The 23,164-nt window shown below is 40.1% G+C and carries 25 protein-coding genes, 4 tRNA genes and 1 rRNA gene; 28 read left to right on the top strand and 2 right to left on the bottom strand.

What is annotated here, in order from left to right:
- The first annotated feature begins 347 nt into the window (after nt 1–347).
- Together BN988_RS12680 and BN988_RS12685 are read left to right on the top strand one after the other, a co-directional pair.
- Nucleotides 348–1,811 carry a DEAD/DEAH box helicase gene (locus tag BN988_RS12680; protein ID WP_036577157.1) on the top strand — a complete coding sequence of 488 codons (1,464 nt, stop codon included), beginning with the start codon at nt 348–350 and terminating at the stop codon, nt 1,809–1,811.
- Between the two features lie 71 nt (nt 1,812–1,882).
- Nucleotides 1,883–2,110 (top strand): hypothetical protein, encoded by a 228-nt coding sequence (locus BN988_RS12685; RefSeq protein ID WP_036577158.1) that lies wholly within the window; start codon nt 1,883–1,885, stop codon nt 2,108–2,110.
- 57 nt (nt 2,111–2,167) lie between these two features.
- Here the strand turns inward: BN988_RS12685 and BN988_RS12690 are convergent, their stop codons facing one another.
- Nucleotides 2,168–2,923 (bottom strand): rhomboid family intramembrane serine protease, encoded by a 756-nt coding sequence (locus BN988_RS12690; protein WP_036577159.1) that lies wholly within the window; start codon nt 2,921–2,923, stop codon nt 2,168–2,170.
- 162 nt (nt 2,924–3,085) lie between these two features.
- Between BN988_RS12690 and acpS the strand changes: the two genes are divergently transcribed.
- The 15 genes from acpS (at nt 3,086) to BN988_RS12765 (ending at nt 16,039) form a co-directional block, all read left to right on the top strand.
- Complete coding sequence (gene acpS / locus BN988_RS12695) at nt 3,086–3,460, top strand: holo-ACP synthase (RefSeq protein ID WP_036577160.1); 375 nt, start codon at nt 3,086–3,088, stop codon at nt 3,458–3,460.
- Between the two features lie 44 nt (nt 3,461–3,504).
- Nucleotides 3,505–5,022 carry a bifunctional ADP-dependent NAD(P)H-hydrate dehydratase/NAD(P)H-hydrate epimerase gene (locus BN988_RS12700; protein ID WP_036577161.1) on the top strand — a complete coding sequence of 506 codons (1,518 nt, stop codon included), beginning with the start codon at nt 3,505–3,507 and terminating at the stop codon, nt 5,020–5,022.
- 56 nt (nt 5,023–5,078) lie between these two features.
- Nucleotides 5,079–6,095, top strand: a complete 1,017-nt coding sequence (locus BN988_RS12705; RefSeq protein ID WP_036577162.1) for a LolA family protein — start codon at nt 5,079–5,081, stop codon at nt 6,093–6,095.
- A gap of 370 nt (nt 6,096–6,465) precedes the next feature.
- The gene (gene alr / locus BN988_RS12710) at nt 6,466–7,590 is read left to right on the top strand and encodes an alanine racemase (RefSeq protein ID WP_036577163.1); all 1,125 of its coding nucleotides are present in this window, start codon (nt 6,466–6,468) and stop codon (nt 7,588–7,590) included.
- 165 nt (nt 7,591–7,755) lie between these two features.
- Nucleotides 7,756–8,040: a CopG family ribbon-helix-helix protein gene (locus BN988_RS12715; RefSeq protein ID WP_081779446.1), complete on the top strand. Its 285-nt coding sequence runs from the start codon at nt 7,756–7,758 to the stop codon at nt 8,038–8,040.
- A gap of 3 nt (nt 8,041–8,043) precedes the next feature.
- The gene (locus BN988_RS12720; RefSeq protein WP_036577165.1) at nt 8,044–8,403 is read left to right on the top strand and encodes a type II toxin-antitoxin system PemK/MazF family toxin; all 360 of its coding nucleotides are present in this window, start codon (nt 8,044–8,046) and stop codon (nt 8,401–8,403) included.
- 289 nt (nt 8,404–8,692) lie between these two features.
- Complete coding sequence (locus tag BN988_RS12725) at nt 8,693–9,562, top strand: RsbT co-antagonist protein RsbRA (protein ID WP_036577166.1); 870 nt, start codon at nt 8,693–8,695, stop codon at nt 9,560–9,562.
- 4 nt (nt 9,563–9,566) lie between these two features.
- A complete protein-coding gene (locus BN988_RS12730) occupies nt 9,567–9,923 on the top strand; it encodes an STAS domain-containing protein (RefSeq protein WP_036577167.1) in 357 nt (118 codons plus the stop codon).
- A gap of 3 nt (nt 9,924–9,926) precedes the next feature.
- Nucleotides 9,927–10,328, top strand: coding sequence for an anti-sigma regulatory factor (locus BN988_RS12735; RefSeq protein WP_036577168.1), 402 nt, complete (start codon nt 9,927–9,929; stop codon nt 10,326–10,328).
- 124 nt (nt 10,329–10,452) lie between these two features.
- On the top strand, nt 10,453–11,466 hold the full coding sequence (locus tag BN988_RS12740) for a PP2C family protein-serine/threonine phosphatase (protein ID WP_036577169.1): 1,014 nt from the start codon (nt 10,453–10,455) through the stop codon (nt 11,464–11,466).
- Nucleotides 11,467–11,576: 110 nt separating this feature from the next.
- Entirely contained in the window at nt 11,577–11,909 is a 333-nt protein-coding gene (locus BN988_RS12745; protein ID WP_036577170.1) for an STAS domain-containing protein, read from the top strand.
- Nucleotides 11,909–12,385: an anti-sigma B factor RsbW gene (gene rsbW / locus BN988_RS12750; RefSeq protein WP_036577171.1), complete on the top strand. Its 477-nt coding sequence runs from the start codon at nt 11,909–11,911 to the stop codon at nt 12,383–12,385. Before BN988_RS12745 ends, rsbW begins: the two co-directional genes overlap by 1 nt.
- Entirely contained in the window at nt 12,357–13,148 is a 792-nt protein-coding gene (sigB, locus tag BN988_RS12755) for an RNA polymerase sigma factor SigB (protein WP_036577172.1), read from the top strand. Before rsbW ends, sigB begins: the two co-directional genes overlap by 29 nt.
- Nucleotides 13,145–13,759, top strand: a complete 615-nt coding sequence (locus BN988_RS12760) for a SpoIIE family protein phosphatase (RefSeq protein ID WP_036577173.1) — start codon at nt 13,145–13,147, stop codon at nt 13,757–13,759. Before sigB ends, BN988_RS12760 begins: the two co-directional genes overlap by 4 nt.
- Before the next feature lie 114 nt (nt 13,760–13,873).
- Nucleotides 13,874–16,039 carry a Tex family protein gene (locus tag BN988_RS12765; protein WP_036577174.1) on the top strand — a complete coding sequence of 722 codons (2,166 nt, stop codon included), beginning with the start codon at nt 13,874–13,876 and terminating at the stop codon, nt 16,037–16,039.
- Nucleotides 16,040–16,128: 89 nt separating this feature from the next.
- Here BN988_RS12765 and BN988_RS12770 read toward each other — a convergent pair whose 3' ends face one another.
- Nucleotides 16,129–17,592 carry a catalase gene (locus tag BN988_RS12770; protein WP_036577175.1) on the bottom strand — a complete coding sequence of 488 codons (1,464 nt, stop codon included), beginning with the start codon at nt 17,590–17,592 and terminating at the stop codon, nt 16,129–16,131.
- Nucleotides 17,593–17,777: 185 nt separating this feature from the next.
- Between BN988_RS12770 and BN988_RS12775 the strand changes: the two genes are divergently transcribed.
- The 11 genes from BN988_RS12775 (at nt 17,778) to tsaD (ending at nt 22,971) form a co-directional block, all read left to right on the top strand.
- Nucleotides 17,778–18,239: a SprT family protein gene (locus tag BN988_RS12775; RefSeq protein WP_036577525.1), complete on the top strand. Its 462-nt coding sequence runs from the start codon at nt 17,778–17,780 to the stop codon at nt 18,237–18,239.
- A 176-nt stretch (nt 18,240–18,415) separates the two neighbouring features.
- Nucleotides 18,416–18,490, top strand: a tRNA-Asn gene (locus BN988_RS12780).
- 2 nt (nt 18,491–18,492) lie between these two features.
- Nucleotides 18,493–18,584, top strand: a tRNA-Ser gene (locus BN988_RS12785).
- 203 nt (nt 18,585–18,787) lie between these two features.
- A 5S ribosomal RNA gene (gene rrf / locus BN988_RS12795) occupies nt 18,788–18,903 on the top strand.
- 62 nt (nt 18,904–18,965) lie between these two features.
- Nucleotides 18,966–19,042: transfer RNA gene (locus BN988_RS12800), tRNA-Met, on the top strand.
- Nucleotides 19,043–19,077: 35 nt separating this feature from the next.
- Nucleotides 19,078–19,154 (top strand) — tRNA-Asp (locus BN988_RS12805).
- Between the two features lie 187 nt (nt 19,155–19,341).
- A complete protein-coding gene (gene thiL / locus BN988_RS12810) occupies nt 19,342–20,307 on the top strand; it encodes a thiamine-phosphate kinase (RefSeq protein ID WP_036577176.1) in 966 nt (321 codons plus the stop codon).
- Between the two features lie 8 nt (nt 20,308–20,315).
- On the top strand, nt 20,316–20,765 hold the full coding sequence (gene tsaE, locus BN988_RS12815; RefSeq protein WP_036577177.1) for a tRNA (adenosine(37)-N6)-threonylcarbamoyltransferase complex ATPase subunit type 1 TsaE: 450 nt from the start codon (nt 20,316–20,318) through the stop codon (nt 20,763–20,765).
- Between the two features lie 49 nt (nt 20,766–20,814).
- Entirely contained in the window at nt 20,815–21,522 is a 708-nt protein-coding gene (gene tsaB, locus BN988_RS12820) for a tRNA (adenosine(37)-N6)-threonylcarbamoyltransferase complex dimerization subunit type 1 TsaB (protein WP_036577178.1), read from the top strand.
- A complete protein-coding gene (gene rimI, locus BN988_RS12825; protein ID WP_036577179.1) occupies nt 21,512–21,964 on the top strand; it encodes a ribosomal protein S18-alanine N-acetyltransferase in 453 nt (150 codons plus the stop codon). Before tsaB ends, rimI begins: the two co-directional genes overlap by 11 nt.
- On the top strand, nt 21,961–22,971 hold the full coding sequence (gene tsaD, locus BN988_RS12830; protein ID WP_036577180.1) for a tRNA (adenosine(37)-N6)-threonylcarbamoyltransferase complex transferase subunit TsaD: 1,011 nt from the start codon (nt 21,961–21,963) through the stop codon (nt 22,969–22,971). The genes rimI and tsaD overlap by 4 nt, the downstream gene beginning before the upstream one ends.
- Nucleotides 22,972–23,164: the final 193 nt, after the last annotated feature.

Here is a 23,164-nt window from a genome sequence, read left to right on the forward strand (position 1 = left end):
TTATGTTCTAATTATTCTACCACGGACCTTGTAAAAAATCACATCTGCAAATTAGTATCATAATAAATAATGTGTTATGATTGTATTTGCATGAGTTTTCGAGTGAGGCCTCTTACCAGAAATTGGTGATGCCTTTTTTGTACTTTAGGGAAAGTATAAAAATAATGATACTTTTAAATCGAATTTAAAATATAATGTGAGAAATTTCCTTCATATAGCCGTCGCAGTGAGAATGGAACGTTTGCTGTTTTAAACACACGGGTAGATTATTTTCAAACTAAAGTATAAGAAAAATCCAAGGCCTCTTTGACGAATAAATTTTTAAACAAAAAGGAGTAGAGGAATAGGTGACAACATTTAATGAAATAGGCATTTCCAGTCCTATCATGAAAGCATTAGAAAAAATGGGTTTTGAAGAAGCAACTCCAATACAGGCGGAGACCATTCCACTTGCAATGCAAGGGAACGATGTAATTGGACAAGCCCAAACTGGTACAGGTAAAACAGCAGCGTTTGGTATTCCAATGATCGAGAAAATTGATTCCAAACAACGTAAAATCCAAGGCCTAGTTGTAGCGCCAACGCGTGAATTGGCTATCCAGGTAGCAGAGGAACTAAATCGTCTTAGTAAATTTAAAAAAGTACGCGCATTAGCTATTTATGGCGGGTCTCCTATGGATAGACAAATTCGTGCGCTTAAAGACGGTCCGCAAATCGTTGTTGCGACTCCAGGTAGACTGCTTGACCATATGAGAAGAAAAACAATCCGTATTAATATGGTACAGACTGCTATTTTGGATGAAGCAGATGAAATGCTTAACATGGGCTTCATTGATGATATACGTGATATTTTGAAAGGTATACCTGAAGAAAGACAAACATTGCTTTTCTCAGCTACAATGCCGAAAGAAATACGTGATATTGCAACAAACTTAATGAACGATCCAAAAGAAGTTAAAGTAAAAGCTAAAGAAATGACTGTAGAGAACATTGATCAATTCTTTATCGAAATACCTGAGAAATTTAAGTTCGATACACTAAACAATCATTTAGATATCAACGCACCTGAGTTAGCTATTGTGTTTAGTCGTACAAAAAAACGCGTGGACGAAATCACAGAAGGATTACAGGCAAGAGGTTATCGTGCTGAGGGAATCCATGGTGACTTAACACAAGGTAAACGTATGTCCGTATTGAACAAGTTCAAAGGTGGACGTGTTGATGTACTTGTTGCAACAGATGTAGCCGCTCGTGGACTAGATATCTCTGGTGTTACCCATGTATATAACTTTGATATTCCACAGGATCCTGAAAGCTATGTTCACAGGATTGGGCGTACAGGGCGTGCCGGTAGAACAGGTGAAGCTATCTCCTTCATTACACCGAGAGAGATGTCACACCTGCAATTGATTGAAAAAGTTACGAAAAGCAAAATGAAACGTCTAACTCCACCGACAAATCATGATGCTCAAAAGGGTCAACAACAGGTTACTGTTGAAAACATCTTAAAGACAATTGAAGAAAAAGACTTGAAAACATATCATGAAGCAGCTAACACGTTGTTACAAGAACATGATTCTATTTCTGTTGTCGCTGCAGCACTGAAGCTTATGACGAAGGAAAGACGCGATACACCAGTACGTATTTCATCCGTCGCTCCTATCAGTGTCAAAAAAGCTCAGAATTCTAATGATCGTCGTTCGAATAACAAGCGTTTTTACGGGAAACGCAACCAAGGTGGCGGTGGCCGCAACCAAGGTGGAAGAAACAACCGTAAAGGAAACTTCCAAAAACGTAGAAATCGCGACTAAGTAACAAAAGCGAAAAGCGCACTTTTTAAGGAAGGCCGACTAAGTACGCCCCTTCCTAGGGCAACGTCAGCATGACCCGGATCCTCCGGGCCCACGTACGAACTGCGCCTGGCCATGCCAGGTGGCTCCATGTTGTCACGCAAAGTGACGGTTTTAATGGAGCATTCCTCGTAGGAGATAAAGGAATCACGATGAGGAACGAATCGATGATGACTTATTGTACGGAGGTGAGGGAAGTTGCGCTAGTCGCTGTGTGTTTTGAGCTAGACGAACAAAAGCGAAAAGCGCTTTTTGATTGAAGAGCTGAAAAAAGGTTACATCCTATTTATAAGGGTGTAACCTTTTTAGTTCATTGATTAAAGTATTCGACTTAGCAAACCAAGTAGTGCGAGTACAACAATGACAATCCAGAACGCATTTTTTTTCATGTTCGAAGGGACGCGCTTTTTCTTCCATCTGTTTGGATCAAACTGTACCCCATCATCGTCACGATAACGACGCTGCCACGGTGAGTATGGCTTCGTTTTTCGAAGGACAAGCGGTGCGATTACAAACCCTCCGATAAATCCAAATATATGGGCATATACATTAATGTTAGGTCGGAGAAACGTCATTATTAAGCCAATTACAATGATAACTGTAATCATTTGAGAACTTTGGTAGTCCAGTAAATGCTTGCGGAAAAATCTCATGAAAATATAGATTCCAAACAACCCAAAGACAGCTCCTGAGGCGCCAACGTGTGTATAAATCGCATGTCCAAAAATAAAGCTAGCAATATTGGCGACAATCCCAGCCCCAACGTATGCAAGGACAAACTTGGTCTTGCCAAGCATTTGTTCTAGCGCAGGTCCAAATAAGACGAGAGAAAACGAGTTGAACAACATATGCATTAAACCAGCATGGAAAAACATTGGTGTGATAAGTCTCCAATACTCGCCCTGAGCAATATGGTAGTTACTTCCTGCCCCGAGTTGATAAAGGGTGTTACCGATTGGCAACATAAGAAAATCTTGAATTAACCATAATACGATATGAATAATTATGATAGTAGAAACGACAGGGTAGAATTTGATGAATTCTGTTACACTTCGTTCATTTCGTATAAACATGACGTCCTCCTTATTTATAATTAAAACGTTAGGCAACTTCGCAGGTAGGGTATTATTATAGTGTAGTAATATATAAACGATCATATGACCATTAATAGCGTACTAAAATACTGGATGAATGTGCAACAATAAGGCTTTTATAGGTGAAAGGAAAGAAAGCAGATGATTAAAGGCATTGGAATAGATCTAATTGAACTAGACAGGATAGCAGAAAGCTTGCATAAAGGTGACCGGCTTGCAAAAAGGGTGTTAACCGATAAGGAACTGGACATTTTTTATTCCCTTCCAACTGATACAAGAAGGGTTGAATTTCTTGCTGGTAGATTTGCAGCCAAGGAGGCTTTTGCAAAAGCAACGGGCGCAGGTATCGGCAAATTAAGCTTCCATGATATGGAGGTACTACCCCAACAAAGTGGTGCTCCTTCCTTTCATGCACCTGGATATAGCCATGATAAAATATTTATTTCGATTACACATAGCAGGGATTATGCCGCCGCTCAGATAGTGATCGAAGCGGATAACGACATGCATAATTGATAAGGTTGTCTCATATATTTTAGTGCGGGTAGGAGGGAACAGTTTTGTATATTGTCACCGCAAAAGAAATGTACGATATTGACCAGTTTTCGATGGACAGGGCAGAGATGAATGGCAGCATGTTAATGGAAAACGCAGGTAGAGAAATAGCCCAGAGATTAAGTGCCATGATTAATTTTGAGCAGGCCTTATGCATCTTGGTTGGCTCAGGTAATAATGGCGGGGATGGTTTCGTTATTGCCAGAACATTGCTGAATATGGGGTATAAAGTTACCGTACTTCAGGTGGTAGAGGATAAGAAAATTGTAGGACATGCAGCATACCATAAACGTCTCTTTTTGAAATGTGACGGCATCGTGAAGCAACCGAACAAGATTAACGACCTTCTGGAAGGGCTGGATAAAGAAGACGTTATCGTGGATGCCATGGTCGGCATTGGAGTGGATGGCGATTTACGAGAGCCACTGCACTCGCTCGTTAATCAAATTAACCAATTGGACAATCTAGTAGTATCAGTAGATATTCCATCAGGTTTACCAGCAGATGAGGGAGTAGCAGATTTTACTGCTGTACAAGCTGATCATACCTTTGTGATAGGCGCCATGAAGCAATCGGCCTTTATTCAACATACGGCTCCGAGTTACGGAAAGTGGGAATGTATCTCCATCGGTTTTCCACAAGCGGCCTTTAAACAATTGGAAATGGAACGGAAAGTATGGACAGAAGCGGCATTCCAACGTACCTTTCCTGGACGAAGTGAGTATGACCATAAAGGGGATCATGGCAAAGGCTTGGTTATCGGGGGTTCCTCGAACATGCCTGGAGCATTAGGTCTTACCACGCGTGCAGCACTGCGTTCGGGAGCAGGGCTGGTAACAGCAGCTACCACGGATAGCGTAATTCAACGTATTGCTTCCTTTTGTCCAGAAGCTACTTTCGTTACAGTTCCGGAGATTAATGGCCATCTTAAATATGGAAATGATATAGACTATGAGGGATTTGATGCAGTGGCAATAGGCATTGGTATGGGACGCGAAGACGCTTCTCGTCCTATAATTAGACATGCAGCAACTGCAAAAATACCACTCATCATTGATGGAGATGGACTGACCCATTTAAAGGCCGACCTTGGGGTGCTTGATGAGAGAGAAGAGCCCGTTATCCTGACACCACATCCAGGGGAAATGGCAATGCTTCTTGATATATCTGTAAAGGATGTATTGATGCGACCTTTTCATTACGCTAAAAGGTTTGCGACTGATCATGGCGTCTACGTTGTTCTTAAAGGAGCCTTTACGATTATTACCGACCCTAATGGAAAACAGGCAGTGAATACCACCGGGAACGCCGGACTTGCAAAAGGTGGGAGTGGAGACGTCCTGACGGGAATCATATTAGCGATGATCATGCAGAAACAGTCTATATTTGAAGCGCTTTGCAATGCCTGTTTTGTGCATGGAAAAGCCGCGGATTTATTAATTCAAGAGTCGCACTCTCAGCATGACCTGCTTGCTTCCGATGTTATCGAAGGAGTTTCACTGGTATATCGTACATGCTTATAGTTTTGTGTGACAATGTTCCCTAATGTTTCTACTGAGACAAGGGAGATATGATGTCAATGAAAAGAATGCTAGGTATTTTAATTGTTATGGCAGGATTTGTATTTTTACTGGCAGCCTGTGGGGAAAAGACCCAGGAGGATGTACTTGCTGATTTAGAAGAAACGATGAAGGAAATGGAAGGTTATAAGGCAAATGCCGAAATGAGTATGAATACAGGGCAGGAAGATCAAAAGTTTGCAATTGATATTTGGCATAAAAAAGACGACTTGTTCAGAGTAGCGTTAACGAACGATATGGACGAAAAAGGCAGTCAGGTCATTTTAAAAAATAAAGATGGTGTATTCGTACTAACTCCAGCTTTAAAGAAAAACTTTAAATTTCAATCCGATTGGCCAGAAAACAGTAGTCAGCCATATTTATATCAATCACTTGTAAATGATATCAAAAAAGACAAAGAGGCAGAATTTGAATCAACAGACACTCACTATGTTTTTAAAACAAAAACGAACTATCAAAGCAATAACAATCTTCCATTTCAGGAAATCCATTTTGATAAAAAGTCTCTAACACCAGTAGAGGTTAAAGTACTAGATAAAGATAAAAATGCACTGGTTGTAGTGAAATTCTCCAGTTTCGAAAAAGATGCTAGCTTTAAAGAAGATGACTTTAGCATGGAAAAGAATATGGCTAGCAACGCAACAGAGGACGAAGCGGTTTCTGGAGAGGTAGAGGACAATGCCCTAACAGTATCTTTACCGACATTTATGGCTGGAGCGGAACTGGAGCAGAAAAAGGAGATCGATTTAGAAGATGGTAAACGTGCTATTCTAACTTTCTCTGGCGACAAGAATTTTACGCTTGTACAAGAAAAACGAAATGTTGTCCCAACAATGACCTCTCCTCAGGAAGTGAAGGGGGACATCATCAATCTAGGTCACACTGTGGCGGGCTTGTCAGAAAAAACATTGGAATGGTCCTATAATGGTGTGGATTACATCCTGGCTAGTGATGAGCTAACGAAAGAAGAACTAATTCAAGTGGCACAATCCGTACAAGGTCAAGAAGTGAAATAGAATGAGATTCACAGAAGCAGACTCGTCAACAGGAGAGGGGGTCTGCTTTTTTCTTTGTTCATTGATTAGCTCCGTGTGCGTAGTGATCTAATGAAAGGAAGCTTGCAGATTCGAAGTATTAGTTTGAGCGGAAGATGGCACATCATAGAGGTGATGACGTGCAAAGCGAGAGAGAAACCAAATCATAAAGTCCATCATCCTCGCTCCCATCTCTCTCATCCACGCAGGTCAACTCCTGGCCTGCCAAGCAACTTTAATCCACCTTACAATAATAGTCCCTCCAAACTTTTCTTATCGTTGACAGGTATGGGAGGAAAGGAAATAATAGAAGGAGACTTTTTACTAGAAGTATGTAAGGGAGGATTTTCAGTTGACTCGGGCTAGAATCAGACCCACTTGGGCAGAAATAGATTTAGACGCTATTACACATAATATTAAAGCAATGCACGAACGACTGCCTAAAAAAACGAAAATAGTTGCAGTGGTTAAGGCGAATGGGTACGGGCATGGCAGTATACAAGTTGCTAAAAAGGCTCTTGACTCAGGTGCCACATCATTGGCGGTAGCCCTGCTCGAGGAGGCGTTAGAGCTAAGAGAGGCTGGTATTAATGCTCCTATTCTTGTGATGGGATGGGTCCCACCGGAAGCTGCGCCAATTGCTGCAAAGCATCATATTACCCTGACATTCTTTCAAAAGGATTGGTTGGACCAAGTTAGCAGGATGGAGTTTGATGAAAGATTGCAGCTACATCTAAAGCTTGATACTGGAATGGGAAGAATAGGGATACGTTCAAGTGAGGCATTACGCGAGATATTATATGCATTAAATGACAAACCAAGCATATATTTAACAGGAGTGTACACTCATTTTGCAACAGCCGACGGAACGAACCTAACCTATTTTCATAAGCAAAAAGAACAATTTGAGAGAATGCTCTCCGAACTGAAGGAACAGTGGTCAGGCGAGGTAACTGTTCATATTGGGAACAGTGCAAGTGCAATTCGTTTACCAGGGGACATGTATGACTTTGTCCGTTATGGTATATCTATGTATGGTCTGTACCCGTCCCAGCCAGTTAAGGAAGAGCAGGCAATAAACCTGAAGCAGGCGTTCTCGCTCCACAGCAGGTTGGCTCATGTAAAGCAAATTGAAGCTGGAGATGCAATAAGTTATGGTTTGACGTACAAGGCTGAAAAGGCGGAATGGATTGGGACGATACCAATTGGGTATGGAGATGGCTGGATCCGTAAACTTCAAGGTTTTTCTGTGCTTGTAGATGGAAAGAGGATGCCTATTGTCGGTAGAATTTGTATGGATCAAACAATGGTTCGACTGGATCAGGAATATCCTGTGGGGACCAAAGTAACGTTGCTTGGATCCCAGAATGGCTCATTTATTAACATTGATGAAGCGGCAGCCTATGTAGATACCATTAGTTACGAGATTCCCTGTTTACTTAATGAGAGAATTCCACGCATTTACAAAGGCGGGTAAAAACGTCCATCCAAAGCTTTATACCACATTTTTATAATATTAAACGACAAAACAAGCGAATTTAGTTAATTTTTTTCAAGAACCCTTTGCAAACGCCCAGATTCAATGATATTATTAAAAAGAATTTGATTATGTTCGTTCAACAGTTGGCGGAGGTGCATGGTTTTGTCAGAGAGTTTACAAGAAGTCTTGGTAAAGATACCTAAAAACCTGTTAAATGAGGTGGATGGATTAATGAAACATGAAAATAGTGATTTGAGCGATTTCATCTGTCAGGCAACAAGAAACTTTTTAGAGCATAAGAGAGATGAACACATTCAGCAATTTCATGAAACAATGCAACGAGGCTATGAAGAAATGGGCCGCATTAATCTAACAATTGCTTCGGAAGCTTTTCAAGCTGAAGAGGAGGCTGAAAACACCTTAGAGCGCTCTGTGATCGGGGTGTAAACGTTGATCGTTCAAAGAGGCGAAGTATACTTCGCTGACTTATCCCCTGTGGTTGGATCAGAGCAGGGAGGCGTCCGCCCAGTATTGATCCTACAAAATGATATTGGAAATCGGTTTAGTCCAACTGTAATTGTTGCTGCAATTACAGCACAAATTCAGAAAGCCAAGTTGCCAACACACGTTGAGATCAACGCTAAGCGCTACGGATTTGACCGCAATTCTGTCATATTGCTAGAACAAATACGTACGCTAGATAAGCAGCGGCTTACGGATAAAATAACAAAGCTCGACAACGAAATGATGAAAAAAATTGATCAGGCATTAGAAATTAGCCTCGGTTTAAAAGATATGTACGGCCAATAGAAATACCCTTGTTTAATGTGACAAGGGTATTTTTTAATGGGGAAAAATAGATAAGCATACATAGACTACAGATTAACCAAGCACATTAGCTCGCAACCAATCACCACAAGCCCGCAATTAACCAACCAAGTCCGATCCAAACGAAGGGTTATGGCTTAATAGAATGGAATTGGTTGTGTTACAATAAAACAGAAAAAGTATTGATGTAAGATATTTTGATATATTTATACAAAAATCGCATGAATATAACAGGACTGGCTTAAGATAAAAAGAAAATGGGGGGAAAAGGATGGATCAGAAATTTAAACAATCGGCAATTGAAAACAGTGATTCAATTGTACAAATGTGGATGGAAGAAATTAATTCAATAAAAGATGGCAACTATACTGCCAGCATATCGGATGAACTATTTGAAAGTACAAACAGAGAATTTGTAAATGTCATCTTTACGAGTATTAAAAGCGAAGGCTCAACCAAGGTTGTGGAAGACTTTTCTGAAAAAATTATTAACCTTGGCTGGCCCCTTAGTTACATAACGGATGGGTTACAGGTTTTTCGTAGGGTGACAATTGATTATATCTTGGGACAGTCTGAACAAATAGATTCTTCTTATATTTCAGATGTGATTAAAAGTGTGGACGCATGGGTGGAGCCGATTATTCGTCAACTGGTGAACGAGTACTCAGGAAGCTGGGAGCATATCGTTTCCTTGCAAAGAGTAGCCCTACAAGAGTTATCTGCACCGCTTATTCCAGTAATGGACAGAATTACAGTGATGCCATTAATCGGTACAATTGATACAGAACGTGCGAAACTCATCATGGAGAACCTTCTTGAAGGTGTCATTAAGCATAACTCTGAGGTAGTACTAATTGATATTACGGGTGTTCCAGTTGTAGATACCATGGTGGCGCACCATATCATTCAAGCTGCTGAAGCTGTCCGACTTATTGGGTCAACCTGTATTCTTGTGGGAATCAGACCGGAAATTGCCCAGACGATTGTAAATCTCGGTATCGATTTAGGGAAATTCCCAACGAAAAGCTCGTTGAAAAAAGGTTTTACTAAAGCGTTAGAAATCACGGGAAGAGAAGTTATTGAGCATGAAAGAACAGAAGAGAATGTAGAAAAGCTTATCGATTCTTTAAAAGGGGAGTAAAATCATGCGTATACCGATTTTGAAATTGCATAATTATCTGCTCATTTCTATTCAAACTGAAATTGATGACAATACCGCAATTCAGTTTCAAGAAGACCTATTAAGCAAAATTCACCAAAGTGGAGCAACCGGAGTGGTGATCGACCTAACATCGGTTGACATCATAGACTCCTTTATTGCGAAAGTACTGGGCGATGTTGTGACGATGTCAGACCTAATGGGGGCGAAAGTAGTTCTTACAGGAATTCAGCCAGCGGTTGCCATGACGCTAATTGATTTAGGTATTCATTTGAAAAATGTCCCAACGGCACTGGACTTGGAACAAGGTTTAATTAAACTCTACCAGGAACTGGGGGAATAACGAATGAATCCCCAATCTTGTGTAAATATACAAAAAGAGTGGGATATTGTTGGGGCAAGGCAACTCGGCAGGGATATAGCCAGAAAAATTGGCTTTGGGACTGTTGATCAGGCAAGAATTGCTACGGCAATATCAGAATTAGCTCGAAATATATACTTATATGCCGAAACTGGGCAAATTTGTTTTGAAGTAATTGATAATATTGACCATAGAGGTATCACCATGGTGGCAATTGATAACGGGCCTGGAATTGATGATGTCAGCAAGGTAATGGAAGACGGTTATTCCACTTCGGGTGGATTAGGAGCAGGCCTTCCAGGTGTTAAACGATTAATGGATGAATTTGATCTACAGTCTGAAGCAGGTAAGGGTACAAGAATAAAAGCTGTAAAATGGGTAAGATAAGATTTTAGTGAAGCAAACAGAATGGAAGGAATATTTCTTCTGCGAGAAACTGAGGTGTGTGCAGCGTATGTGGTACACACTTCTTCTCATTATTCTGCAGTAATTACACGAGAGGGGGGATTTAATGGGCGATATGATAAAGGTTGACGCAGCTAATTATAAGGATCTCATGAAACATTATATTGAAACACAAGATGAGCAATCTCTATACGGTGTAGAGCAGGTGAGTAAAGAGTTTATTAAAAATAATATTCTCCCTGAAGAGATTGTCAACCTTCATATACAGGCGTTGGCAGAGCTATACCCTAATATGCTTGAAGACTTCCAGCATTCGATGGACTTTCTTCTTGAGGCAATGATCGCCTATGGAATGGCACATCAAGAATATCAAACACTAAGAGAGAAACAAAATGAACTTAAATCTGAGATTTCGGTAGCTGCAAGTATGCAGAAAACATTGCTGGGTACAACAAAGCCGACTATTGAAGGGCTTGACATTGGTGTAATCAGTGTTCCAGCCCATCAGATGAATGGGGATTATCACCACTTTGTAAAAGGGAAAGATGGTTCACTTGGTATTGCGGTTGCTGATGTAATCGGAAAAGGAATTCCGGCTGCCCTTTGTATGTCGATGATTAAGTACTCTATGGATAGTTATCCAGAAGAATCGATGACACCAAAGGCTATTCTGAAGAACCTTAATCGGGTAGTGGAACGAAATGTGGACCCGAGTATGTTTATCACCATGTTTTATGCTCAGTATCTTCCTGCAGAAAATTTATTGCAGTATTCGTCTGCTGGTCATGAGCCTGGTTTTTATTATAATGCTGCTACCGATTCCTTCACCGAAATTGAATCGAAAGGGCTTGTGCTTGGGGTATCACCAGCAACAGAGTATAACCAGTATGAATTGAAAGTGAATCAGGGAGATATGGTTATCCTCTTGACGGATGGCGTAACGGAATGCAGAGATGGCGAAAGATTTATCGAAAGCGAAGAGATACTTGATGTGATAAAACAATATTCCCATTTACCTTCCCAGGAAATGGTTACACAAGTATATAAGCACTTTGAGAAACTTCAAGAATTTGAGTTAAGGGATGATTTTACCCTACTTATTTTAAAAAGAGAAGTTTAATTTTCTAGAAAAAGGGTAAATAAAGTGTAATGTAATAAATTAAGGCTGGGATGGTAATCTTCTGAGGTTAATCATCCATACATAACCAGGCCGATTTCTAGGAGGAGCTTATGAATTTAGTTATCGATGTAGTCGAAGAAAGTAATAAATCAGTTGTGAACCTTTCAGGAGAAATTGATGCATATACAGCACCGAATCTAAAGGAATCGCTTCTACCATTAACCCAAAAAGAGGGAAATACAGTAGAAGTAGACCTTGGGAATGTAAATTACATGGATAGTACAGGCTTAGGTGTCTTTATTAGTGCACTAAAATCAACCAAAGAGAATGGTAGCGAAATGAAGCTCGTTAATATACAGGACCGTGTGTTACGCTTGTTCAAAATTACGGGGTTAGATGAGATTATGGATTTAAATTCAACAATTCGGGGTGTGACGGAGTAATGGAGAGATTTGACTTTATAGAGATGAAGGTTCCTGCGAAGCCAGAGTATGTAGGTGTGATTCGTTTAAGTATTTCAGGTATAGCGAATCGGATGGGTTTTTCCTATGAGGATATTGAAGATCTGAAGATAGCCATATCTGAAGCAATCACAAACGCAGTAACACATGCTTACCACGAAAATGACGAAGGGGAAGTAACCGTAGGCTTTGCAGTCTATGAGGACCGCCTTGAAGTAATGGTTGCCGATCACGGTGGTAGCTTTGATCTGAATGAAATAAAAGATGGTATTGGCCCATACAAAAACACAGAGTCCGTGGAAAACCTTCGTGAAGGTGGTTTCGGTCTGTTTCTAATAAATACATTAATGGACAAAGTTCAGATTAACAATAACTACGGTGTTATTATTCTGATGACAAAGTATCTAAACGAAACAGAGGTGGACTTAGATGACGACCAAATCTCAACCACACAATAGCGGACGAGATGAGGTTTACCAATGGATAGAGTACCTGCAAAAAGAGCCAAAAGATGAAGTGATTCAGGAAAAAATTGTTTTAACCTATAGAGATCTTGTGGAGTCTATTGCAAGAAAGTATTCTAAAAACAGCACGATTCACGAAGACTTGGTACAAGTAGGTATGATAGGTTTGTTAGCTGCTGTTAGAAGATATGATCCAACCTTTGGTAAATCATTTGAGTCTTTTGCTATCCCCACCATAATTGGTGAAATCAAGCGTTTTATACGAGATAAAACTTGGAGTGTCCATGTGCCGAGAAGAATTAAGGAACTCGGACCAAAGATAAGAAAAGCGGTCGATGAACTTACTACAAATACTCAGAAATCGCCTTCAGTAAAGGAAATAGCTGACTATCTTGAGGTCTCCGAAGAGGATATCCTTGAAACGATGGAAATGGGTAAGAGCTATAAAGCTCTCTCAGTAGACCGTAAAATTGAAGCAGATTCAGATGGAAGTACAGTAGCCATTCTTGATTTAGTTGGAAATGAAGAAAGTGGATACAATAACATTGACCAAAAGATGCTACTGGAAAAAATTATGCCTATTCTATCTGAAAGAGAACAACAAATTCTACAATGTACGTATTTTGATAACATGAGCCAAAAGGAAACTGGCGAATTATTGGGAATCTCCCAGATGCATGTCTCCCGCCTTCAGCGACGCTCTTTACGAAAATTAAGAGAAGCAATCCAGGCTGAGAGCACGGAGGTCTTCGATTGAGCGAAAATATAGTGGATGTATCCGTCTTCCAAAAAGCAAAAAAAGGGAAATATCATTGTGGTGATAGCTACTTTTATAAGGAAACGGAAAAAGAGTTTGTATGTGCGATTGCAGATGGTTTGGGAAGTGGTGAGTTTGCTAAGGAGTCATCACAAGTTGTAATTGATATCATTCGAGACAATAGTTCCACTAGAATAGAGAACTTAATTGAAAAGTGTAATGAACAGCTACAGGGGAAACGTGGGGTCGTGCTTGGCGTTTTGAAAATTGATTTCATGTCAGGAACATATTCCTTTTCCTCAATAGGTAACATATGTATTATGACTATTTCGGATGATAAAAAACGGAAGCGAAACATACCGAATGCTGGTTATTTGGCTGGGTATCATCGTCCGTTTAAGGTGGTTCAGGAAACGTTGGATAATAAAATGAACTTTGTTATGTTTTCTGATGGAGTTAGTGATAAAGAACTATCTAAGAAGTATTTAACGAATCAGGATGTCACGACAATCACAAAGACTTTTGAATATATTAGTGAACCGGACAGAGATGATGATACAACTTTGATCGCAATTCGATATGATGCAGATAAAAGGAAGGCAGGCGAGTAAAACAACTGTCTTCCTTTTTCAATTTCCTTAAAAATACATATATAAAATTTCTTGTTCATTATGAAATCGGTACGGAATTTGGTAAACTAGAAATGGTGTGAAGGAGGAGTAACATTGGCTGAAACATATAATCAAGACCTTATTCAATGGGTCTCAAAAGAAGCAAACGTTAATACAACAATTGTAAACAAAGTAATTTCGTTATTAGGCGAAGGGAATACCGTACCGTTTATCGCACGGTATCGAAAAGAGATTACAGGCGGTTTAGACGAGGTACAAATTAAAACTGTTCAAGATAAATGGACGTATGCTGTAAACCTTTCAGATCGAAAAGAGGAAGTACTACGAATAATCGAAGAACAGGGTAAGCTTACAGAAGAACTTCGTAAAGAAATTACACAAGCAACACAATTACAACGTGTAGAAGATCTTTACAGACCATACAAACAAAAAAGAAGAACGAAGGCTACGATAGCGAAGGAAAAAGGGCTTGAACCACTCGCAATTGCTATCTGGAAGCAAGAAAATATGGACGCCTTAAAAGAAGCCGACCAATATATTTCGGAAGAGAATGATGTACATACAGTAGATGATGTGCTGGCAGGTGTGAATGATATTGTGGCTGAATGGATTTCAGATGACCCAGAATACCGTGACCACCTCCGTGAGGAAACTTTCAAGCGGGGCACCGTTTCATCAAAAGTAAAAAATGCCGAGTTGGATGAAAAACAAGTCTTCCAGATGTATTACGATTACAATGAAGCGGTGAGGTCCATGGTGTCACACCGTATTCTTGCACTGAATCGTGGTGAAAAAGAAGGGATTTTAAAGGTAGCAATTGAAACGCCGATAGAGGGGATCACTCGTTACCTTCAGGAGCAAGTTATTCATCGTTCTACAATAGGCGAGGTTAAAGAGGTACTTGAACGTGCTATTGATGATAGCTACAAGCGTCTAATCCAGCCGTCAATTGAAAGGGAAATTCGCAATGCTTTATCAGAAAAAGCAGAGGATCAAGCCATTGATGTATTTTCTAAAAACCTAAAAAATCTATTGCTACAGCCACCTTTAAAAGGGAAAACCATTCTTGGAGTGGATCCAGCTTTTCGTACTGGTTGTAAGCTAGCAATTGTGGATGAAACAGGCAAGGTGCATGAGGTTAGTGTCATGTACCCGACAGCACCTAAAAATGATGTTGAGGGTGCAGAGAAACTCATGCTCTCGTTTATTAAAAAATATCCAATTGAACTCATTGCGATCGGAAATGGGACAGCTTCACGAGAGACGGAGCAATTTGTTGCAAATGTAATTTCAGATAATCAACTGGATATTCCATATATCATTGTGAACGAAGCGGGCGCAAGTGTATATTCAGCGTCTGAACTTGCCAGAGAAGAATTCCCTGATTTACAGGTAGAAGAGAGAAGTGCTGCTTCTATAGCGAGACGTGTACAGGACCCATTGGCAGAGCTTGTTAAAATTGATCCAAAGTCTATTGGTGTTGGCCAATATCAACATGATGTTAGCCAGAAATCCTTGAACGAGTCATTATCGTTTGTTGTGGAGACAGCAGTAAACCAAGTTGGTGTAAATGTGAATACCGCATCCGCGTCTCTTTTGCAATATGTAGCAGGTCTTAGTAAGACAGTTGCTAATAACATCGTCAAACAGCGTAACGAGCAAGGGAAATTTGTAAATCGCAAACAGCTTAAAAAAATTCCGAGGCTTGGTGCTAAAACCTATGAGCAAGGAATAGGATTCCTGCGTATAGTCGATGGCGACCACCCGCTCGATCGTACACCAATCCACCCGGAAAGTTACCCTCAAGTAGAAGAACTATTAAAATTGGTAGACAGCAGCATGGAAGATATCGGTACAGAGCAGCTTCGTACCAAACTTGCTAATGTAGACAATACTGCTATTGCCGAGCAATTAGGGATTGGAAAGCCAACCCTAGTGGATATTATGAATGCCTTAAGCAGACCGGAACGTGACCCACGAGACGATTTTCCACAGCCATTACTTAAGAAAAATGTCCTTTCGTTAGAGGATCTGAAACCGGGAATGGAAATGCAAGGAACAGTCCGTAACGTTGTAGATTTTGGAGTGTTTGTTGATATTGGTGTGAAACAGGATGGCCTAGTCCATATCTCAAAAATGGCAAACAAGTTTGTCAAACACCCAATGGATATCGCTTCTGTTGGAGATGTGGTTACGGTTTGGGTAGAGCAAGTAGATAGTGATAAAGGTAGGATTGCCTTAACTATGATAGAAGGATGAGAAAAAGCCGGATAACTCTTTGGAGAGTCATCCGGCTTTTTTGTGTGTAGTAGGCTAATGAAAGAGTAATACGTACTCTTTTCAGGTAATTAACGTACGCTTTCTGGAACAGCTAGTCCAAGGCCTTGTGCGATTCTTTCGCCCCATTCAGGATCAGCTTTATAGAAATGCTCAATTTGACGCAACTTAATTTCTTCTTTTTCTACAGGTTCCATGTGACCAACAAATGCTTTGATAAGACGATCTTTTTCGTCAGCACTCATTAAGCGGTAAAGATCGCCTGCCTGAGTGTAATGATCTTCACTATCATAAGGTACACTGTCAGCTTGCCCGTGTACTTCAAATGGAGTAGTTTTAGCTGTAATATCTTCGGCAGGACCGTTTTGACTGTTTGGTTGGTAATTAGGTGTGCTTCCACCATTACCGTTTACACTCATAAAGCCATCGCGTTGATAGTTGTTTACTTCATTTTTTGGACGGTTAATTGGAATTTGATGATGGTTACCACCAAGACGGTAACGATGTGCATCAGAATATCCGAATAAGCGACCTTGAAGCATTTTATCAGGTGAAGCTTCAATTCCTGGTACAAATTGACCCGGAGAGAATGCAGCCTGTTCTACTTCTGCAAAGTAGTTTTCAGGATTGCGATTTAATACCATGCGGCCAACTTCGATACGTGGGTAATCTTTCTTAGACCAAACCTTTGTAACATCGAATGGATCCCATTTATAATCTTTGGCATCTTCTTCAGGCATGATCTGTACATATAATTTCCAAGCAGGGAAATCTTCATTTTTAATTGCGTTAAAGAGATCTTCTGTATGGTAATCAGGGTTTTCTCCAGCGAGTTTATCAGCAAGGTCAACATCTAAGCCTTTTACACCTTGTTCACTAATGAAGTGGTATTTTACCCAGAAAACTTCTCCTTGAGCATTTACCCATTTAAATGTATGACTACCATACCCGTTCATATGACGTAGTGTAGCAGGAAGACCTCTATCACCATGTAGGTACGTAATTTGATGTAATGATTCTGGTGATAAAGACCAGAAGTCCCACACCATATTTGGATCTTTTAGATGTGTTTGTGGATGACGCTTTTGTGTATGGATAAAGTCAGGAAACTTAATCGCATCGCGAATGAAGAAAACAGGTGTATTGTTACCTACTAAATCATAGTTCCCTTCTTCTGTGTAAAATTTAACTGCAAAGCCACGCGGGTCACGGACGGTATCCGCTGAGCCAAGTTCCCCTGCAACAGTAGAAAAACGAATAAACATATCTGTGCGTTTTCCTGCTTCACTTAGGAAATCTGCTTTTGTATATTTAGAAATTTCATCATTTGTCACTTCAAAGTAGCCATGTGCTCCAGCGCCCTTAGCGTGAACGACACGCTCAGGTATACGTTCTCTATTAAAATGTGCAAGTTTCTCAAGTAAATGGAAATCTTGGAGTAAAGTTGGTCCATTATGACCAGCTGTTACTGAATTCTGATTGTCGCCAACGGGAGCCCCGGCAGCAGTAGTAATACGGTTATTATTATTACTCAATGTTTATTCCCCTCTCTAAACTAAAATTAGACTTTCTACGTTTTATTATAATATAAACCAGATAAAAATCAATATTTAATTAAAATTATTTTAAATAACAACTGTAAAACGCGCTTTACACTTATTTAACCATCTTTAATATGTTAAAATAAGATTAGTGTGTAATAGAGAATGAGATGAAGGAAATGAAAATGATGACAGAATATGAACTATATAAATTAGTAGAAGAATTATCTAGAAAGTTCTTTAATCGTACGTTTCTGGATGATGTTTGCTTTAATAGTAGATTGCGTACAACAGGAGGGCGATACATTCCGGCGAAGAGGGTGATAGAGTTGAACCCTAAATATCTCGAGGCAGATATGGAAGAGTTTGAGGGGATTATAAAACATGAACTTTGTCACTACTTTCTTCATATAGATGGAAAAGGATATAAACATGGAGATGCAGAATTTAAACAGTTGTTGAAAGAAACTGGATCTCCTAGGTATTGTAGTCCCTTGCCTACTCAAAAACTAGAATATAATTATCTATATATATGTAAAGAATGTAAGCAGGTGTATAAAAGAAGAAGAAGGGTAAATTTAAAGAAGTATCGTTGTGGTAAGTGCAGAGGGGCTTTGCAACAAGTGGATATAAATAAGTAATAAAGCTATGTAAAAAAATTCACGTAGGATATTGACGAATGATGTCATCCATGGTAAATTAAATAAGCTAATAAATTACATAACAACACATCAAAAAAATGTTTCAAAAAAGTGTTGACTTCAAATTACAAATGTTGTATGATATTAATCGTTGCGAAAAACGCAATTGACATTATTCCACAGTAGCTCAGTGGTAGAGCTATCGGCTGTTAACCGATCGGTCGTAGGTTCGAATCCTACCTGTGGAGCCATTGGAGAGCTGTCCGAGTGGCCGAAGGAGCACGATTGGAAATCGTGTAGGCCGTTACCGCGGCCTCGAGGGTTCGAATCCCTCGCTCTCCGCCACTATTATAATAAATAATCTGGCCCGTTGGTCAAGCGGTTAAGACACCGCCCTTTCACGGCGGTAACACGGGTTCGAATCCCGTACGTGGAGCTGACGGATACTAATAGATCGAGGACTTAACTAACATTTTCTTGATGTCGTTGTTACTCTTATTTAGTTTTCAAGGTACAAGTACACCTAAAGATTCGGTTTCAAACCGAGGTCTGGTAGTAATAGCGGAGAGGTCACACCTGTTCTCATGCCGAACACAGAAGTTAAGTTCTCCAGCGCCGATGGTAGTTGGGGCTTTGCCCCTGCAAGAGTAGGACGCCGCCAGGCCCTAAGATATATTTCTACTATTCAATAGAGGTAACCATAAAAATTGAATATTTTACTCACATCGCGGGGTGGAGCAGTCTGGTAGCTCGTTGGGCTCATAACCCAAAGGTCGTAGGTTCAAATCCTGCCCCCGCAACCAAATTTATTTTAAAGTGAAACAAATATAAACATTTTGGTCCGGTAGTTCAGTTGGTTAGAATGCCTGCCTGTCACGCAGGAGGTCGCGGGTTCGAGTCCCGTCCGGACCGCCATACTTATAAAACTTCGTACACATGAACTCATTAAGAGCATCATGTGTTTTTTAATGTTTTAATAATAAATAAATATATTGTTAACGATAGATAGAGACTCTAATAAAAATACCTACTATTCTTTTTCAATTCCCTCTTTTTTTGCTATCATTAGGATTGTATATTAGTTGGGAAATGGTGATAAAAGTTGGATGAATTCTCTTTTATAAATTCAATTAAACAGATTAGTTATAAACAGCCATCCTTAGTAAAAGGAATTGGCGACGATGCTGCTGTATTTAGAAGTGAAAAGGATATCGTAACGGCAGTCGATACTTTTGTAGAAGGAATACACTTCAGTAGAGAGACTATGTCTCCATTTCAAACAGGTTATAGAGCCCTTGCTGCAAACATTAGTGATTTAGCAGCAATGGGAGCAAGGCCAGCATTTTATCTTGTTTCTGTAGTAATTTCTAAAACATGGACTTTAAAAGAAGTAGAAGAAATCTTTTCCGGAATGAAAGAATTAGCAAGATATGATCATATGGATCTTATTGGTGGGGATACAGTATCTGGTTCAGAGCTGTCTATTTCTATTACAGTTATTGGCTTAGTAGAGAAGGGCATGGCTCGATTTCGTCACACAGCTCAACCAGGAGACCATGTTTTTGTAACAGGAACACTAGGAGATGCACGAGCTGGATTGCATATTTTAACAGATAAAACCAGTTCTTATATCAATTCATCTTACTTTGTAAAAAGGCACCAAATGCCATCTCCCCGATCCACTTTTGCTGTTTCTCTAGCAGGCATTGACCGGATCACGTTAAATGATGTAAGTGACGGAATAGGAAATGAGGCAAATGAAATTGCCGAAGCCTCCGATGTTACGATTACGTTATATGATGAGACCATTCCTGTAAGCGACGACTTCCAACAGTTCCCACCATCCTTTCAGCAAGAATGGAAGTACTTTGGTGGGGAAGACTTTGAGCTTTTAGGAACAGTAGCTGAAGAAAACTGGGATGCTCTAGCAAGAATTGCGAATGATACAGGTACCCAGTTAACTAAAATAGGTTTTGTATCAGAAGCGGAAAAAGAGCCTTCTGTTTACGTAATAAAAGATAATAGAAAAACGCGTTTAGATAAAAATGGTTATACACATCTAAAGTAGGTGAATCAATGGAAACACACCAAATAAAGGTTCATACAGAAGTAGAAACAAGACAGGTTGCAGCACAATTAGCCGTCCTATTAAAACCAGGAGATGTGGTTACATTAGAAGGCGAATTAGGTGCTGGAAAAACGACGTTTACGAAAGGCCTAGCAAACGGGCTTGGTGTTAAGCGGCATGTAAGTAGCCCAACATTCACCATTATTAAAGAATATCAGGGTGAACTTCCCCTATATCATATGGACGTATATCGACTGGAAAACTCTGAAGAAGATATTGGGTTTGATGAATATTTTAACGGTGATGGGATCTGTGTGGTAGAATGGGCGCAATTTATCAATGAATTCTTACCTGAAGAGAGATTGGAAATTGAAATTCAATACGCAGGTGAGGAAAGTAGAACGATACAATTTAAAGCATATGGTACGCACTTCGAAGGGATATTACGAGATCTGTAATTAGCATTTAAAGAACCTTCGAGTACTGAAAACATGAGGAGTAACGTGAATGAATATACTTGCAATTGATACTTCTAATCAAGTGTTGGGGATCGCCATCGTAAAGGATAATAAACCTATTGGAGAAATGAAAACGAATTTAGCCAAGAATCATTCCGTGCGCTTAATGCCTGCTATAGATCAGCTTATGAGGGATGTCTCCATAACGCCTGATGAGCTTGATCAAATCGTTGTGGCTAAGGGGCCTGGTTCGTATACTGGTGTACGCATTGGTCTCGCAACAGCGAAATCTATGGCTTGGGCATTAGAAATTCCAGTAATAGGTGTTTCTAGCTTGGAAGTCTTGGCATATCAAGGAAGATTCTTTAATGGTTATATCTGTCCCTTCTTTGATGCGCGACGCGGATTAGTCTATTCAGCAGTCTATGAATGGAAAAATGGGCAGCCTGAAGTCGTATACAAGGAAGAAAATCTTTTAATGGCGGATTTGCTAGAAAGTCTTGCGAAAGAAGATAAACCCGTATTATTTTTAAGTCCGGATATCGATATTTACATGGAAGCAATCAACACACAGCTTGGGAAGCAGGCTGTGATACCAGAGTTAGCCTACCAAGTAGCAGATGCCAGCCATTTAGTGTTAGCTGGAACAAGAAAGCAGGCAGAGCCAACTCATGCACTGACTCCAAATTATCTTCGTCTTGCTGAAGCGGAGGCAAAGTGGTTAAAGCAACAGAAGGAACAGCAGAATAATGAGTGAGATAACGATACGAAAAATGGAGATAGCTGACGTCGATCAAGTCATGGAAGTTGAAAGAGTATCTTTTACCACGCCATGGACTACGGATATCTTTTACCAGGAAATTGTTGATAATCAATATGCCTATTATTATGTGATAGAATGGAATGGAAGGATTGTCGGGTATGTGGGTACTTGGGTTGTCTTGGAGGATGCTCAAGTAACGAATATTGCGATTATGCCAGAATTAAGAGGTAACAAACTTGGAGAAAAGCTATTTCAATATATGCTTTTACAAGTTAAGCTAATAGGGGCGACACGTCTTTCGCTTGAAGTACGTGAATCGAATATTCCCGCACAAAAATTATATCGCAAATTTGGGTTGGTACCTGGTGGAATAAGAAAAAATTATTATACAGACAATCAGGAAGATGCCATCGTTATGTGGGTGAATATATTATGAAAAATGATACGATTATATTAGGAATAGAAACCAGCTGTGATGAAACAGCAGTTGCTATCGTGAAAAATGGAACTACGATTGTCTCCAATGTGGTAGCATCACAAATTGAAAGCCATAAACGCTTTGGCGGTGTGGTTCCAGAAATCGCTTCAAGACACCATGTGGAACAAATGACACTCGTGCTTGAAGAGGCCTTTACACAAGCAAAGCTCACATGGGATGAAATAGATGCAATTGCCGTGACGGAAGGCCCGGGTCTTGTTGGTGCCTTACTGATCGGAGTAAACACGGCAAAGGCTGTGGCTTTTGCTAAACAAAAGCCACTCGTCGGTGTTCACCATATTGCTGGTCATATTTATGCAAATCGTCTGGAGACGGAATTCCAATTTCCGCTATTAGCTCTTATCGTGTCAGGGGGGCACACGGAGCTAGTACTGATGAAAGAACATGGTAGCTATGAAGTCATCGGTGAAACGAGGGACGATGCGGCAGGAGAAGCTTATGATAAGGTTGCTAGAATGTTAAGTTTACCGTACCCTGGCGGACCACAAATAGATCGACTTGCAGCAGAAGGGGAAGCCAACATTAATTTCCCTCGAGCTTGGCTTGAAGAAGGTAGCTATGACTTTAGCTTTAGTGGCTTGAAGTCATCAGTGATTAACACAATTCACAATGCAAGCCAGCGTGGAGAGGAATTAAAGAGTCAAGATATTGCTGCTAGCTTTCAATCAAGTGTAGTAGACGTACTTGTTTCCAAGACATTGCGTGCTGCAAAAGAATATAAAGTAAAACAAGTAATAGTAGCAGGTGGTGTGGCAGCGAATAGTGGTTTACGTAATGCGTTGAAAGATGCCTTTGCGGATACGGAAGTCCCGCTACTCATTCCTCCTTTAAAGCTTTGTACCGATAATGCAGCCATGATTGCGGCAGCAGGCACGATCGCTTATGAACAAGGGAAAAGGGCTTCTTGGGATTTAAATGCTAACCCATCTCTTATATTAGAATAAAAAGTATCCACAGTTATGCACAAGACTGTGGGTAACCTATGAAGAAAACGGTTTACAAAGGTGTTATCTGGGGATAAAAATAGTGGATAACTTATAACTTGTTTGTGGATAATGTGCATAACTGTGTTGACAACCTTTGTTTTCGCACTTATGAAGAAATAGAACCTGTGGATATGTTAAGAAGATTTAAATC

Source organism: Oceanobacillus picturae (assembly GCF_000612865.1).
In the GTDB taxonomy this organism is placed as follows: domain Bacteria; phylum Bacillota; class Bacilli; order Bacillales; family Amphibacillaceae; genus Oceanobacillus_B; species Oceanobacillus_B jordanicus.

Excerpts from the sequence above, each read along its gene's own strand:
- BN988_RS12685 (WP_036577158.1), top strand. The coding sequence starts at position 1,883 with ATGACCCGGATCCTCCGGGCCCACGTACGAACTGCGCCTGGCCATGCC.
- BN988_RS12690 (WP_036577159.1), bottom strand. The coding sequence starts at position 2,923 with ATGTTTATACGAAATGAACGAAGTGTAACAGAATTCATCAAATTCTAC.
- acpS (WP_036577160.1), top strand. The coding sequence starts at position 3,086 with ATGATTAAAGGCATTGGAATAGATCTAATTGAACTAGACAGGATAGCA.
- BN988_RS12705 (WP_036577162.1), top strand. The coding sequence starts at position 5,079 with ATGAAAAGAATGCTAGGTATTTTAATTGTTATGGCAGGATTTGTATTT.
- BN988_RS12725 (WP_036577166.1), top strand. The coding sequence starts at position 8,693 with ATGGATCAGAAATTTAAACAATCGGCAATTGAAAACAGTGATTCAATT.
- BN988_RS12730 (WP_036577167.1), top strand. The coding sequence starts at position 9,567 with ATGCGTATACCGATTTTGAAATTGCATAATTATCTGCTCATTTCTATT.
- BN988_RS12735 (WP_036577168.1), top strand. The coding sequence starts at position 9,927 with ATGAATCCCCAATCTTGTGTAAATATACAAAAAGAGTGGGATATTGTT.
- BN988_RS12740 (WP_036577169.1), top strand. The coding sequence starts at position 10,453 with ATGGGCGATATGATAAAGGTTGACGCAGCTAATTATAAGGATCTCATG.
- BN988_RS12745 (WP_036577170.1), top strand. The coding sequence starts at position 11,577 with ATGAATTTAGTTATCGATGTAGTCGAAGAAAGTAATAAATCAGTTGTG.
- rsbW (WP_036577171.1), top strand. The coding sequence starts at position 11,909 with ATGGAGAGATTTGACTTTATAGAGATGAAGGTTCCTGCGAAGCCAGAG.
- sigB (WP_036577172.1), top strand. The coding sequence starts at position 12,357 with ATGACGACCAAATCTCAACCACACAATAGCGGACGAGATGAGGTTTAC.
- BN988_RS12775 (WP_036577525.1), top strand. The coding sequence starts at position 17,778 with ATGAAAATGATGACAGAATATGAACTATATAAATTAGTAGAAGAATTA.
- tsaE (WP_036577177.1), top strand. The coding sequence starts at position 20,316 with ATGGAAACACACCAAATAAAGGTTCATACAGAAGTAGAAACAAGACAG.
- tsaB (WP_036577178.1), top strand. The coding sequence starts at position 20,815 with ATGAATATACTTGCAATTGATACTTCTAATCAAGTGTTGGGGATCGCC.
- tsaD (WP_036577180.1), top strand. The coding sequence starts at position 21,961 with ATGAAAAATGATACGATTATATTAGGAATAGAAACCAGCTGTGATGAA.